Raw genomic sequence first — 13607 nt, 5'->3', positions numbered from 1 at the left:
TGACCGATCGGCCGCGTCCTCGTTCCCCCGTACGGGGGAATGGGAAAACTCATCCGAACCGAGGTGTACGCCATGGTGGCCCCGCCGGACAACGACGTGATCTGGGCGCGCTCCCTGCACCACTCCCACAACGGATCGCCCGGTCTCGGCGGTGTCTCCGTGGGCATCCGCGACGCCGAGATCCTGGCCGTCACCGGCCCGCGCGGCAGCGGCAAGACGACCCTGCTGCACTGCCTGTCGGGCCGGCTGGTGCCCGAGCAGGGCGAGGTCTGGTTCAACAGCGTCCCCGTGCACACGATGGCCCCCCGGGTGCGCGAGCAGCTGCGGAGGGAACGGTTCGGCTGGATCGGCGCCGACCCGGAGCTCGTCCCCGAGCTGACCAGCTGGGAGAACGCGGCGCTGCCCCTGCTGCTGCGCGGCGCCTCGCACCGGGCCGCGAAGAAGGCGGCGACGGAGTGGCTGGAGCGCCTCGACATCGCCGCCCTCGCCAAGAAGCGCCCGCACGCCCTGCTGCAGGCCGAGCGCCAGCGGGTCTCCGTCGCCCGGGCCCTGTGCGCGCAGCCGGCGGTGATCTTCGCCGACGAGCCCACCGCGACCCTGCACCGGGCCGAGCGCTCCCAGCTGCTGCGCACCCTGACCGCCGCGGCCCGCTCGCACGGCATCACGATGGTCCTGGCCACGCACGACGCCGAGGTCGCGGCCCTCGCCGACCGGACCGTCCCGCTGCTGGACGGCCGCCGCGTCGCCACCGTCGCGCTGCCCGGCGTACCCGACGGGGAGGGCAGCGCGGCGTGCTCGCTCTCCGTCTGACCCGCGGTACGCACCCCCTCGTCCTGGTCCGGCGGCTGCTCGTCGCCGCCGCCTCCGCCGGTGTCGGTTTCCTCCTCCTGTGCGCCCTGGGGTACGCCTCGGCGCACCCCGCCTCCGCCGGTTCGGTGCTGCGGCTGCTCTGGTGCTTCGTCCCGCTGGCCGCCACCGCGCAGTTCGCCGTGGCGGTGGCCCGTACGGATCCGAGCACGCGGCCCCGTCCCGGCCTCTCCTCGCTGGGCCTGGGCCCGGTGCGGCTCTCGGTGCTGGCGGCGGTCTCCACCGCCGTCTCCACCACGCTGGGCTCGATGGTGGCGCTGCTGTTCTTCCTGCATCTGCGCGGCGATCTGACCGGGATGCCGTTCGACGGTGGCGCGGCGGAGTTCCTCGGCGCGGGCACCCCGCTGCCGCCGGCCGCCGCCCTGATGCTGCTGGCCCTGGTACCGGTGGTCTCGGCCACGGCGAGCGCGCTGGCGCTGCGGTCGCGGCCCGACGCGGCCGAGGACACCCTCGGCTCCGAGGAGCTGCCCGAGCCCGCGCCCGTGCCGGGCGGCCTGCCCTGGGGCGTGGCGCTGGTGGCCGCGGGCCTGGCGGTCGAGGCGTATGCGTCGCGGGGCGCCGCCGGGCACGCGTTCCCGCTGCCGGGCCGGTTCGACGCGACACCGGTGGCGGTACTGGCGGGCTGGACGCTGGCCGCGATCGGCCTGGCGCTGGCCGGACCGGGGCTGACCCATCTGTGCGGGCGGGCGCTCCAGACGATGCGGCCCGGTGCCGTACGCCTGCTGGCGGGCCGGGTCCTGATGAGCGAGGCGCGCCGGATCGGCCGCCCGCTCGGGATCGTCTGCGCGGTCTTCGCCGCGGTGATCACCGCGTCGGCGCTGTACGGGGGCGACGAGCGCCCCTACGGTCCGCTCACGGCGCTCGGGGCGGTGCTGGTCCTCGGCTGTACGGCGGCGACGCTGCTGACCTCGGCCCTGGAGGCGAGGCAGGCCCGCGCCCGGACCGCCCAGGCGCTGCTGCGGATGGGGGCCCCGGCCTCGGTGCTGCGCGCCGCGACCGCTCTGCGGGCCGCCGTGCTGCTGGTCGTGCTCGCCCCGCTGACCTGGCTGTTCGCGGAGCTGGCGGCGCTACCCCTGGCGCGCTGAAGATCTCCTGGGGACGGCGGCAGCCCCTCCCGTCCCCCACGGACGGCCCGCCGCCGCACCCGGGACCCCGGGCCACCGCCTAGGGACCTGCCAGCACCACCGTCTCCGCCGCGTCGAAGCGGACGCCCACCACCGCGCCCTCGTCCGGGGTGTCCCGCAGGGCGCACTCGGCCTCCAGCACCGGCGCGTTCCCGGGGGCCAGCCGCACGGTCACGTGGTTCCCGCGGAACGTGCGGACGCCGACCGTGCAGCGCAGCCCGTCCTCGGGGGCGCCGATCAGGACCCCGGCGGGGCGCACCAGCAGGTCGGCCTCGCCCTGCGGGGAGCCCTCGGGCACCGGCACCTTGCCCCAGGCGGTGGCGGCGGCCCGGCCGGTGACCGTGGCGGGGGTGACGTTGTCGAAGCCGAGGAAGCGGGCGACGAACGCGGAGGCGGGGCGCTGCCAGACGTCCAGCGGGCTGCCCTCCTGGGCGATCCTGCCGTCCCGCATCACGACGACCCGGTCGGCGAGCGCGAACGCCTCGCCCTGGTCGTGGGTGACGGCTAGCACCGTCGTACCCAAGTCCTGGAAGAGGGTGCGCAGTTCGACGACGAGCCGTTCCCGCAGGCTGCGGTCGAGCTGGCCGAGCGGCTCGTCCAGCATCAGGAGCTTGGGGCGTGGGGCGAGAGCGCGGGCCAGGGCGACGCGCTGCTGCTCCCCGCCGGAGAGGGCGGCGACCGCACGTCGCTCGGCGCCGGGGAGGCCCACCAGCTCCATGAGTTCACGGACCCGGCGCTCGGATTCCGCCCGCCCGGTGCCGTGCATCCGCAGCCCGAAGGCGACGTTGGCGCCGACATCGCGGTGCGGGAAGAGCTGGTGATCCTGGAACATCAGGCCGAGGCCGCGCCGGTGGACCGGGACGCCCGCCTGGTCCTGGCCGGCCAGCAGCACCCGGCCGCCGTCCATGGGCTGGAGCCCGGCGACGGCCCGGAGCAGGGTGGACTTCCCGCTGCCGCTGGGGCCGAGCAGGCAGACGATCCGGTGGTCGGCGACCTCCAGGTCGACGGCGTCGAGGGCGGCCCGCTGCCCGAACCGTACGGTGGCCGCCTGCAAGCTCAGCATGTCGTTCAGAACTCCCCGGATCGGTCGGTACGGATGCGTTCGAGGAGCAGCAGCGAGGCCGCGCACACCAGCATCAGGATCGTGCTGAGGGCCATCGCCTGCCCGTAGTTGAGCTCCCCGGACCGACCCAGCAGCCGGGCGACCGCGACCGGCAGGGTCGGGTTGTCGGGCCGGGCGATGAAGACGGTGGCGCCGAACTCCCCGAGCGACACGGCGAACGCGAACCCGGCCGCGACCAGCACCGCCCGGCGCACCAGCGGCAGATCGACCTCGCGCCAGGCCCGCAGCGGTGAGGCCCCCAGCACGGCGGCGGCCTCGCGCAGCCGGTCGTCCACCGCACGGAGTACGGGGAGCATGGTCCGTACGACGAAGGGGACGCCCACCAGCGCCTGGGCCAGCGGGACCAGGATCCAGGAGGTCCGCAGGTCCAGCGGCGGCTTGTCCAGGGTGATCAGGAAGCCGAAGCCGACGGTGACGGCGGAGACCCCGAGCGGCAGCATCAGCAGCGCGTCGAATCCGCGTACCAGCGGCCCCGCCCGCCGGGTCAGGGCTGCCGCCGCGAGACCGCCGACGACCAGGGCGATGAGGGTGGCGACGAACGCGTATCGCAGTGAGTTGCCGACCGCCTCCAGCGGCGGCACCAAGAAGGTCGAGCCGCTGCCCCCGGCCGTCTGGAGTGCCCTGTAGTAGCCGAGGCCGTGACCTCCCGGCCCGTCGAACGACCGCTCCACCAGCACCCCGAGCGGCAGCAGGATCAGCGGCAGCGCGGTGAACAGCACCCCGCCGAGCAGCGCCCACTGTCCGGCGCCGCGCGGCCGGCGGGAGGTCTGCGCCGGGTCGACGAGCTTCAGCGCCCGCTCCCGGCGGCGTACGGTCACGGCGTGCAGGGCGAGGATCGCGCCGACCGCCGCGAACTGGACCATGGTCAGCACGGCGGCCGTCGGCAGGTCGAGCAGTTGGGCGGTCTGGCGGTAGACCTCCACCTCCAGGGTGGAGTAGCCCGGGCCGCCGAGGATCTGCACGACACCGAACGAGGTGAACGTGAACAGGAAGACCATCAGTGCGGCGGCGGCCACCGCCGGAGCGAGCGCGGGCAGCGTCACCCGCCGCCAGGCGGCGAACCGTCCGGCGCCGAGCACCCGGGCGGCCTCCTCCTGGCGCGGGTCCAGCTGCGACCAGAGGCCGCCCACCGTCCGTACGACCACGGCGTAGTTGAAGAAGACGTGCGCCAGCAGGATCGCCCACACGGTGGTGTCGAGCCGCAGCCCCCACAGCTCGTCCAGGAAGCCGCCGCGCCCGAGCAGCGCCAGGAACGCGGTGCCGACGACGACCGTGGGCAGCACGAAGGGCACGGTGACGACCGCGCGCAGCACCTGCTTCCCGGGGAAGTCGAAGCGGGCGAAGACATACGCGCCGGGCAGGGCGATCAGCAGGGTGAGCGCGGTGGAGGCGAGGGCCTGCCAGGTGGTGAACCAGAGGACGTCGAGGATGTCCGGGCGGATCAGCACCTCGCCGATCCGCCCGAACTGCCACCGGCCCGCCACCTTCAGCCCACGGCCGACGATCGCGGTCACGGGGTAGCCGAAGAAGAGGGCGAAGAACGCGACGGGCACGGCCATCAGGCCGAGCCGTACCGCCGCCCCGCGCCGCCCTCCCCCGCCGGCGGTACCGGCTACTTCACGGCGAGCGAGTGCCACGACCGGACCCACTGCTCACGGTTGGCGGCGATCTTGTCCGGCGCCACCGTGGCCGGCTTGTCGACACTCTCGCCGAACTCGGTGAAGATCGCCGGGAGCTTCGCGTCCGTGACGACCGGGTTCACGAACATGTTCAGCGGCACGTCCTCCTGGAACGGCTTGCTGATCAGGAAGTCCAGCAGCGCCTTGCCGCCCTCCTCGTTCTTCGCGCCGTCCAGCAGTCCGGCGTACTCGGTCTGCCGGAAGCAGGTCCCGGTGGAGACGCCGGTGGGGGCCTCCTCGGGCCGCGGGTCGGCGTAGAGGACCTCGACGGGCGGGCTGGAGGCGTAGGAGACGACGAGCGGCCGGTCCGCCTTGGCCTTCCTGCCGCCGGCGGAGCCGGAGAACTCCTCGCTGTAGGCCTGCTCCCAGCTGTCGACCACCTTGACGCCGTTGGCCTTGAGCTTCTTCCAGTACGCCTCGTAGCCGTCCTCGCCCTGGGTGGCGACGGTGCCGAGGAGGAAGCCGAGGCCGGGCGAGGAGCTCGCCGCGTTCTCGGTGACGAGGAGGTTCTTGTACGCGGGCTTCAGCAGGTCCTCGAAGGTCTGCGGCGGCGCGAGTTTCTTGTCGGCGAAGTACTTCTTGTCGTAGTTGACGCAGATGTCGCCGGTGTCGACGGGCGTGACGCGGTGCTTGTCGTCCTGCTCGGTGCCCTCCGCGACCCGGTCCAGGCCCTTGGCCTCGTACGCGGTGAAGAGGCCGTTGTCGAGGGCGCGGGAGAGCAGGGTGTTGTCGACGCCGAAGAAGACGTCGCCGCGCGGGGAGCCCTTGGTCAGGATCTCCTGGTTGAGGGCGGCGCCGGCGTCGCCGCTCTTGAGGAGCTTGACGGTGTAGCCGCTCTCCTTGGTGAACCGCTTCAGCACCGCTGGCGAGGCGTTGAAGGAGTCGTGGGTGACCAGGGTGACGGTCCTGGAGCCGCTGCCCTTGGACGCGCCGGACCCGGCCGAGCTGTCGCCCGAGCCGCCGCAGCCCGCGAGGACGGTGACGCCGAGCGCCGCCGCGAGCGCGGTCGAGGCGTACTTCTTGGTGGTGTTCATGTGATTCCTCCTGGAGGTGACCAGGAAGAGACGCGGCCCTGCCCGCCGCCGGGTCGTACCGGAAGCGGGCAGGGCGCAACAGCTTGAGTAAGGTCCGAACTTCCTACCCGGAATGACCCGGGCGAGGTTCAGAGGGTCTGCGGCCGACCTGTCCTCGGTGCCGCACTCTCAGCGCTGTGGCGCTCCCCTGTCGGAATATGAAGTTGATTTCGCGCCCAGGCTACACCGGCGGTTTTCGGCCGGGTGCCGTGAGGCCGTCCGCACTCAGCGCTCGGAGGCCGCCAGCTGCCCGCAGGCCCCGTCGATCTCCTGGCCGCGGGTGTCCCGGACGGTGACGGGCACGCCGTGGGCCGCGATGGCCTCGACGAACGCCTTCTCGTCCTCGGGCCGCGAGGCTGTCCACTTGGAGCCGGGCGTGGGGTTGAGCGGGATCAGGTTGACGTGCACCCGCTTGCCCTTGAGCAGCCGGCCGAGCAGGTCGCCGCGCCAGGCCTGGTCGTTGATGTCCCGGATCAGGGCGTACTCGATGGAGATGCGGCGGCCGGACTTCTCCGCGTACTCCCAGGCGGCGTCCAGCACCTCGCGCACGTTCCACCGGGTGTTGACGGGGACCAGGGTGTCGCGCAGCTCGTCGTCCGGGGCGTGCAGCGAGACGGCCAGGCGGCACTTGAAGCCCTCGTCCGCGAAGCGCAGCATCGCCGGGACGAGCCCGACGGTGGAGACGGTGATCCCGCGCTGGGAGAGGCCGAGACCGTCCGGCTCGGGGTCGGTGAGCCGGCGGATCGCTCCGACGACGCGGTTGTAGTTGGCGAGCGGCTCGCCCATGCCCATGAAGACGATGTTGGAGAGCCGGGCAGGACCGCCGGGCACCTCGCCGTCGCGCAGGGCCCGCATGCCGTCGACGATCTGGTGCACGATCTCGGCGGTGGACAGATTGCGGTCGAGCCCGGCCTGCCCGGTGGCGCAGAAGGGGCAGTTCATCCCGCAGCCGGCCTGGGAGGAGATGCACATCGTGACGCGCTCGGGGTAGCGCATCAGGACGGACTCGACGAGCGTCCCGTCGTGCAGCTTCCACAGCGTCTTACGGGTGGTGTCGTCGTCGCAGCTGATGTGGCGGACCACGGACATCAGGTCGGGGAACAGCGCCTCGGCGAGCTTCTCCCGGGACCCGGCGGGAATGTTGGTCCACTGCGCCGGGTCGTGCGCGTACCGCGCGAAGTAGTGCTGCGAGAGCTGCTGGGCGCGGAACGGCTTCTCGCCGGTCGCGGCGACCGCTTCCTTGCGCTCGGCGGGCGTGAGGTCGGCGAGGTGCCGCGGCGGCTTCTTGGCTCCGCGGGGCGCGACGAAAGTGAGTTCTCCGGGCTTAGGCATGGTTCATCCAGTGTCGCAGACAGACGGGTGAGGGCCCGCCGCCCTGTGGACGACGGACCCTCACTCGTAGAACGTGCAGGTGGGACGGGTGCGTACGGGCTCAGCCGGAGCCGACGAACAGCACCAGCAGGAGCCAGACCACCGGCGCGGTCGGCAGCAGCGAGTCCAGCCGGTCCATGATGCCGCCGTGGCCGGGGAGCAGGGTGCCCATGTCCTTGATCCCGAGGTCCCGCTTGATCATCGACTCGCCCAGGTCGCCGAGGGTGGCACTGACGGCGACCGCGAGACCGAGCAGCAGCCCCTGCCACCAGGCGCCGCCGTCGATCAGGAACTCCATGCACAGCGCGCCGCCGACCATGGCGAAGGAAACGGCACCGAGCAGACCCTCGCGGGTCTTGCCGGGGCTGATGCGCGGCGCGAGCTTGTGGGTGCCGAAGCGCCAGCCGACCGCGTACGCCCCGGTGTCGCTGACGACGGTGAGGACGAGGAAGACCAGGACCCGCCACCGCCCGTCGTCCGCCGCCAGCATCAGGGCGACGAAGGTGGCGAGGAACGGGACGTAGAACGCGGCGAAGACGCCGGCGGTGACGTCCTTGAGGTACCCCTCCGGCGGTTCGGTCATCCGCCAGACCAGCACCGCCAGGGCGGTCAGGGCCATGGCGACCCAGGCGCCCTCCGCGCCCCGCGCGTAACCGGCGACGACCATCGCGGCCCCGCCCACCGCCAGCGGGACGAGGGGCGCCTTGATGCCCTTCTGCTCCCGCAGCCGGGAGGTGAGCTCCCGGAGGCCGACCACGACGGCGAGGGCGACCACGCCGACGAAGACGGCCTTCACGATGAACAACGAGGCCACGATGACGGCGCCGAGCCCCAGGCCGACCCCTATGGCGGCGCGCAGATCACGCCCCGCACGCTTCTTCTGCGGCGGGGACGGCAACGGGGTGGACATGGGCTCCTGCGGCTTCTCGTCACGGAACAGGGGGCCGCTGACGTACGCGGCGTCCCCGTCCCGGCCGTCGGGGCTCTCTGCGTCTCTACCTGCGTCGGGAACGTCCGGCACGTTGGGCATGGGCCGAGTCTGCTGGGCTTCATACACATCGTAGGCAGGACCCGCCGGAGCGACCCCCATCTCGGGGGCACCCCGGAAACCGGCTCCCTGCGGTGCGCCCCAGGAAGAGTCGTTCATCAGACTTCGAGCAGCTCGGCTTCCTTGTGCTTGAGCAGCTCGTCCACCTGCGCGACGTACTTCGCGGTGGTGTCGTCGAGCTCCTTCTCGGCGCGGCGCACCTCGTCCTCGCCGGACTCCTTGTCCTTCACGAGCTTGTCGAGCGCTTCCTTGGCCTTGCGGCGGATGGAGCGGATCGAGATCTTGGAGTCCTCGGCCTTGGTCTTGGCGACCTTGATGTACTCCTTGCGGCGGTCCTGGGTCAGCTCGGGGAACGTCACCCGGATGATGTTGCCGTCGTTGCTCGGGTTGACGCCGAGGTCGGAGTCGCGGATCGCCTGCTCGATGTTGCGCAGCGCGGTCTTGTCGAACGGCGTCACGACGGCCATCCGCGGCTCGGGAACCGAGAACGAGGCCAGCTGGTTGATCGGGGTCAGCGCGCCGTAGTAGTCGGCGACGATCTTGTTGAACATCGCCGGGTGCGCGCGGCCGGTACGGATCGCGGCGAAGTCCTCTTTCGCAACGACAACGGCCTTCTCCATCTTCTCCTCGGCCTCGAGGAGGATTTCTTCGATCACCACGTGCTCCTGCGTGTCTTGAGCGGACCCGTCATCGACGGGCCCTGCGGGTCCTGCGTCGCGTCCTCACCTGCACGGTGTCCGACCGGCAGGCCGTTGTCCATCCTGGGGGCCGTCAGGCCCGGGTGCTCTCGTCGCTGACGAGCGTGCCGATCTTCTCACCCTTGACCGCGCGGGCGATATTGCCCTCGGCGGTCAGCTCGAAGACGAGGATCGGGAGCTGGTTGTCACGGCAGAGCGTGATGGCGGTGGCGTCGGCGACCTTCAGGTCGCGCGTGATCACCTCGCCGTACTCCAGCGCGTCGAACTTCACCGCGTCGGGGTTGGCCTTCGGGTCGGAGTCGTACACCCCGTCCACCCCGTTCTTCCCCATGAGCAGCGCCTCGGCGTCGATCTCCAGGGCGCGCTGGGCGGCGGTGGTGTCGGTGGAGAAGTACGGCATGCCCATGCCGGCGCCGAAGATGACCACGCGCCCCTTCTCCAGGTGCCGTACGGCGCGGAGCGGGATGTACGGCTCGGCGACCTGGCCCATGGTGATGGCGGTCTGGACGCGCGAGTCGATGCCCTCCTTCTCCAGGAAGTCCTGGAGCGCCAGGCAGTTCATGACGGTGCCGAGCATGCCCATGTAGTCGGACCGGGCCCGGTCCATGCCGCGCTGCTGGAGCTCGGCACCGCGGAAGAAGTTGCCTCCCCCGATGACCACCGCGATCTGGGCGCCGTCGCGTACGACGGCGGCGATCTCGCGGGCGATGGTGTGCACGACGTCGGGGTCGACGCCGAGGCCGCCACCGCCGGCGAAGGCCTCGCCGGAGAGCTTCAGCATGAAGCGCCCGGAAATCGTGTCGTCGCGCTTGTCGTCGGCCTGAGAGGCGTCCGCGCCCTTGTCCATGGAAATTCTCCTCGTGCACATACGAAGAAGGCCATTGCCGGTGGGTCTGGTGTCCCTACAGCGGCAATGGCCTCCTCGTCAGATCTGCGGTCGTCCGGCGTGAGTGCGGCCGTCGACCGCACCCGACCCTATCGGGTCGAGTGCTGTTCGCCCGGACGGACTCAGATGCCGACCTTGATGCGCGAGAAGCGCTTCAGGGTGACACCGGCCTCGTCCAGGACCTTCTGGACGGACTTCTTCGCGTCCAGCGCGTACGGCTGGCCGAGAAGCGTGGCCTCCTTGAAGAAGCCGTTGACGCGACCCTCGACGATCTTCGGGAGGGCGGCCTCGGGCTTGCCCTCGGCGCGCGTGGTCTCCTCGGCGACGCGGCGCTCGGCCTCGACGACCTCGGCCGGGACGTCCTCGCGGGAGAGGTACTTCGGGGCGAACGCGGCGATGTGCTGGGCGATGCCCTTGGCCAGCTCGGCGTCGGCCTTGTCCAGCTCGACCAGGACACCGATCTGCGGGGGCAGGTCGGGCATGGTGCGGTGCATGTACACGGAGACGAAGTCGCCGGTGAACTGCGCGAAGCGGTCCAGGACGATCTTCTCGCCGAGGTTGGCGTTGGCCTCGTCCACGTAGGCCTGGACGGTCTTGCCGGGCTCGATCTCGGAGGCGAGGAGCGCGGCGATGTCGGCCGGGGAGGTGGCGGCGACGTGCGCGGCGAGCGCGTTGGCGACGGCCTGGAACTTGTCGCCCTTGGCGACGAAGTCCGTCTCGCACTTCAGCTCTAGGAGGACGCCGGACGTCTTGTCCTCGGAGATGAGGGAGACGACGGCACCGTTCTCGGCGGAGCGGCCCTCGCGCTTGGCGACGCCCTTCTGGCCCTTGATACGGAGCGCCTCGACGGCCTTGTCGACACTGCCGTCGGCCTCGTCGAGCGCCTTCTTGCAGTCCATCATGCCGGCGCCGGTGAGCTCGCGGAGCTTCTTGACGTCAGCGGCGGTGTAGTTCGCCATGAGTCTGTATGTCTCTCTCGAAGTCTGAAAGATCTACGGGTGAACGGCGGGGGCGGCGCTTGTGGCGCCGGCCCCCGCCGTCAGCAGCCGTGACGGGTGTCAGGCCTGCTCGGCGTCCGCGTCGGCGGCCGGAGCCTCGGCAGCGGCCTCGGCCTCGGCGACGGCCTCGGCCGGCTTCTCGGCGTCGGCGACCTTCTCGGTCTCGGCGGAGGACTGGACCTCGGCGTCAGCCGCGGTCTCGTCCTTCTTGTCGCCCTCAAGCAGGTCGCGCTCCCACTCGGCGAGGGGCTCGCCGGCGGCCTTCTCGCCCGGCTTCGAGTCACCGGTGGCGGCACCGGAACGGGCGATGAGGCCCTCGGCGACGGCGTCGGCGATCACGCGGGTGAGCAGGGTGACGGAGCGGATCGCGTCGTCGTTGCCCGGAATCTTGTAGTCGACCTCGTCGGGGTCGCAGTTGGTGTCGAGGATCGCGACGACCGGGATGTGGAGCTTGCGCGCCTCACCGACGGCGATGTGCTCCTTCTTGGTGTCGACGATCCAGACGGCGCTGGGCACCTTCTGCATCTCGCGGATACCACCGAGGGTCTTCTCCAGCTTGGCCTTCTCACGCGAGAGGACCAGGAGCTCCTTCTTGGTGAGGCCGGAGGCGGCCACGTCCTCGAAGTCGATGAGCTCCAGCTCCTTCAGACGCTGAAGGCGCTTGTAGACGGTGGAGAAGTTGGTGAGCATGCCACCGAGCCAACGCTGGTTGACGTACGGCATGCCGACGCGCGTCGCCTGCTCGGCGATGGCCTCCTGGGCCTGCTTCTTCGTACCCACGAACATGATGGAGCCGCCGTGGGCGACGGTCTCCTTGACGAACTCGTAGGCGCGGTCGATGTACGACAGCGACTGGAGCAGGTCGATGATGTAGATGCCGTTGCGCTCGGTGAAGATGAAGCGCTTCATCTTCGGGTTCCAGCGACGGGTCTGGTGACCGAAGTGGACGCCGCTTTCCAGCAGCTCCCGCATCGTGACGACGGCCATGGCCGTACTCCTTGAGGTACTCGGTTACCGCGACCGCAGGTTTGCGTTCGCGCCTGACGCCCCGACGCGCCGTGCCACGAGGGACCGAGGAGCGCGGCCACCCATCCGGAAAATGGGGGAGGTGGCGGGGCGTGCGAAGTCGACCCGGTGACCCGGATCGCCACAAGAAGTGTACGGGACCCGCAGGGTGCCGGGTGACGGCGATGTCCACAACCGGCGAGTACTCCACAGGAGTGGTCCATGATCCCCGGAATCCGGCCCTCCGGGAGAGCGTTGGTCCATGCGATTCCTGCCCGCACCGCCCCGCGCGCCCGGCCCCCACCGGTGCCGCGTGCCGATGTTCCTGCTGGTCGTGGCCGTGCTGACGGCGGCGCTGCCGGTGACCTCGGCCGGCACCCGGTTTCTGCCCGCCGCCCGGAGCGAGGTGGCGCCGCCACCGCCGGGGCCGGACGCGAAGGCGGAGAGGCCCCCGCCGGCGGCCGGGCTGGACACGGCTGCGGAGCCGCCCACGTCGGCGGGCGGGCCGGACGAGGGCGCGGGTGCGGATGCGGATGCGGGTGCGGATGCGGATGCGGATGCGGATGCGGATGCGGATGCGGGTGCGGGTGCGGGTGCGGGTCGCGGGACGTTCGCGGAGCTGGACGGTGGCCCGGTCTGGCCGCTGGCCGGCAGACCCACGGTGGTACGGGGGTGGGCGCCGCCCACCGGCCCGTACGGGTCCGGCCACCGCGGCGTCGACCTGACGGCCCGGCCGGGCGCGGAGGTCCTGGCCGCCGCCACCGGCCGGGTCTCGTTCGCGGGACGGGTGGCCGGGCGCGGGGTGCTCGTCGTCGAGCTGGCCGGGAGCGGGGCTCCCCCGCTGCGCACGACGTACGAGCCGGTGCGGGCGCTGGTGGCCGAGGGCGCGGAGGTGGTCGCCGGCCGGCCGGTCGGCGCGCTGGAGGCGGGGCCGTTCCACTGCGCCGCGGGCTGTCTGCACTGGGGCCTGCGGCGGGGCGACACCTACCTGGACCCGCTCTCGCTGCTGCCCCCCTCCCTCCTGCGGCGCGGCCCCTCACGGCTGCTGCCGGTGTTCGGGGTGCCCGAACCGGAAGGGGCGGCGGCGCCGGGGACCGCCGCGCTCAGCCGCGTACGCCGCGCAGGATCATCGCGACGGCGGTGTCCGCGATGACGCCGGGCTCCTCCGCCACACTCAGCTCGATACGGCGCACGGCAGCGTCCACCGATCCCTGCAGGAGCATCGCGGCCAGCCTCGGCTGGGTGTGGCCGAGGTCGCCCAGCGCTTCGACGATCATGGCGATCAGACCGCCGTGCGCGGCCCGGATCTTCTCCCGGGCCCCGGCGTCCAGCTCGCTCGCGGAGATCGCCACGACCGCGCGGTGGCGCCGGTCCCCGACGAGGTCGAGCTGGCGACGCACATACGCCTCGACCTTGGCCTCGGGGGTCTCGGCGCGCTGCATCGCGTTCTCGACCTCGGCCGCCCAGACCGGGAAGTCGACGGCGCAGAGCTCCTCGACGACGGCGGCACGGGAGCGGAAGTACTCGTACACGGAGGACCGGGCGAGGCCCGTACGCTCGGCGAGTGCGGGGAAGGTCAGCGCCTCCGTACCGCCCTCGGACAGCAGGGAGCGCGCGGCGTCCAGGAGGGCGCCGCGCTGCATGGTCCGGTGCTCGGCCACGGAGGCCGCTCGAATCCTGGGCACGCGTCCACTCTACGGCGGCAGGTGCCGGAGGGAAGGGCTCAGCCTCGGTC

The 13607-nt window shown here is 71.9% G+C and carries 13 protein-coding genes and 1 riboswitch; of the genes, 3 read left to right on the top strand and 10 right to left on the bottom strand.

Translation table 11 applies throughout. From position 1 onward, the window contains the following. The first annotated feature begins 72 nt into the window (after positions 1–72). Together ACIQAK_RS26750 and ACIQAK_RS26745 are read left to right on the top strand one after the other, a co-directional pair. A complete protein-coding gene (locus ACIQAK_RS26750) occupies positions 73–810 on the top strand; it encodes an ATP-binding cassette domain-containing protein (RefSeq protein ID WP_366387726.1) in 738 nt (245 codons plus the stop codon). After that, positions 792–1952, top strand: coding sequence for a hypothetical protein (locus ACIQAK_RS26745; RefSeq protein ID WP_366387725.1), 1161 nt, complete (start codon positions 792–794; stop codon positions 1950–1952). Before ACIQAK_RS26750 ends, ACIQAK_RS26745 begins: the two co-directional genes overlap by 19 nt. Positions 1953–2031: 79 nt before the next feature. On the opposite strand, the gene ACIQAK_RS26740 is transcribed toward ACIQAK_RS26745, so the two are convergent. The 9 genes from ACIQAK_RS26740 to rpsB all read right to left on the bottom strand — a co-directional run bounded on the left by ACIQAK_RS26740 (position 2032) and on the right by rpsB (position 11854). After that, on the bottom strand, positions 2032–3054 hold the full coding sequence (locus ACIQAK_RS26740; protein ID WP_366387724.1) for an ABC transporter ATP-binding protein: 1023 nt from the start codon (positions 3052–3054) through the stop codon (positions 2032–2034). A 5-nt stretch (positions 3055–3059) separates the two neighbouring features. Next, on the bottom strand, positions 3060–4673 hold the full coding sequence (locus tag ACIQAK_RS26735) for an iron ABC transporter permease (protein WP_366387831.1): 1614 nt from the start codon (positions 4671–4673) through the stop codon (positions 3060–3062). Between the two features lie 53 nt (positions 4674–4726). Next, positions 4727–5827, bottom strand: coding sequence for a thiamine ABC transporter substrate-binding protein (locus tag ACIQAK_RS26730; protein WP_366387723.1), 1101 nt, complete (start codon positions 5825–5827; stop codon positions 4727–4729). 82 nt (positions 5828–5909) lie between these two features. Beyond that, a riboswitch (TPP riboswitch) is annotated at positions 5910–6026 on the bottom strand. Positions 6027–6091: 65 nt separating this feature from the next. Then, positions 6092–7198, bottom strand: a complete 1107-nt coding sequence (gene rlmN, locus ACIQAK_RS26725) for a 23S rRNA (adenine(2503)-C(2))-methyltransferase RlmN (RefSeq protein WP_084749954.1) — start codon at positions 7196–7198, stop codon at positions 6092–6094. Between the two features lie 100 nt (positions 7199–7298). Next, positions 7299–8384 (bottom strand): phosphatidate cytidylyltransferase, encoded by a 1086-nt coding sequence (locus ACIQAK_RS26720; RefSeq protein WP_366387722.1) that lies wholly within the window; start codon positions 8382–8384, stop codon positions 7299–7301. Then, on the bottom strand, positions 8384–8941 hold the full coding sequence (gene frr / locus ACIQAK_RS26715) for a ribosome recycling factor (protein WP_018509617.1): 558 nt from the start codon (positions 8939–8941) through the stop codon (positions 8384–8386). The genes ACIQAK_RS26720 and frr overlap by 1 nt, the downstream gene beginning before the upstream one ends. A gap of 115 nt (positions 8942–9056) precedes the next feature. Beyond that, positions 9057–9830 carry a UMP kinase gene (pyrH, locus tag ACIQAK_RS26710; RefSeq protein WP_366387721.1) on the bottom strand — a complete coding sequence of 258 codons (774 nt, stop codon included), beginning with the start codon at positions 9828–9830 and terminating at the stop codon, positions 9057–9059. A 161-nt stretch (positions 9831–9991) separates the two neighbouring features. Beyond that, positions 9992–10828 carry a translation elongation factor Ts gene (tsf, locus tag ACIQAK_RS26705; protein ID WP_366387720.1) on the bottom strand — a complete coding sequence of 279 codons (837 nt, stop codon included), beginning with the start codon at positions 10826–10828 and terminating at the stop codon, positions 9992–9994. Between the two features lie 99 nt (positions 10829–10927). Next, positions 10928–11854 carry a 30S ribosomal protein S2 gene (gene rpsB, locus ACIQAK_RS26700; RefSeq protein ID WP_366387719.1) on the bottom strand — a complete coding sequence of 309 codons (927 nt, stop codon included), beginning with the start codon at positions 11852–11854 and terminating at the stop codon, positions 10928–10930. A gap of 280 nt (positions 11855–12134) precedes the next feature. On the opposite strand from rpsB, the gene ACIQAK_RS26695 reads away from it, so the two are divergent. Beyond that, the gene (locus ACIQAK_RS26695; RefSeq protein WP_366387718.1) at positions 12135–13025 is read left to right on the top strand and encodes a M23 family metallopeptidase; all 891 of its coding nucleotides are present in this window, start codon (positions 12135–12137) and stop codon (positions 13023–13025) included. On the opposite strand, the gene ACIQAK_RS26690 is transcribed toward ACIQAK_RS26695, so the two are convergent. Next, positions 12976–13533: a helix-turn-helix domain-containing protein gene (locus ACIQAK_RS26690; protein ID WP_366387830.1), complete on the bottom strand. Its 558-nt coding sequence runs from the start codon at positions 13531–13533 to the stop codon at positions 12976–12978. The two genes, ACIQAK_RS26695 and ACIQAK_RS26690, sit on opposite strands and share 50 nt — an antisense overlap. Between the last annotated feature and the right edge of the window lie 74 nt (positions 13534–13607).

It is taken from the genome of Streptomyces sp. NPDC088706 (assembly GCF_044752765.1).
Classification (GTDB): domain Bacteria; phylum Actinomycetota; class Actinomycetes; order Streptomycetales; family Streptomycetaceae; genus Streptomyces.
This window is presented reverse-complemented; position numbering and strand designations above follow the sequence as displayed.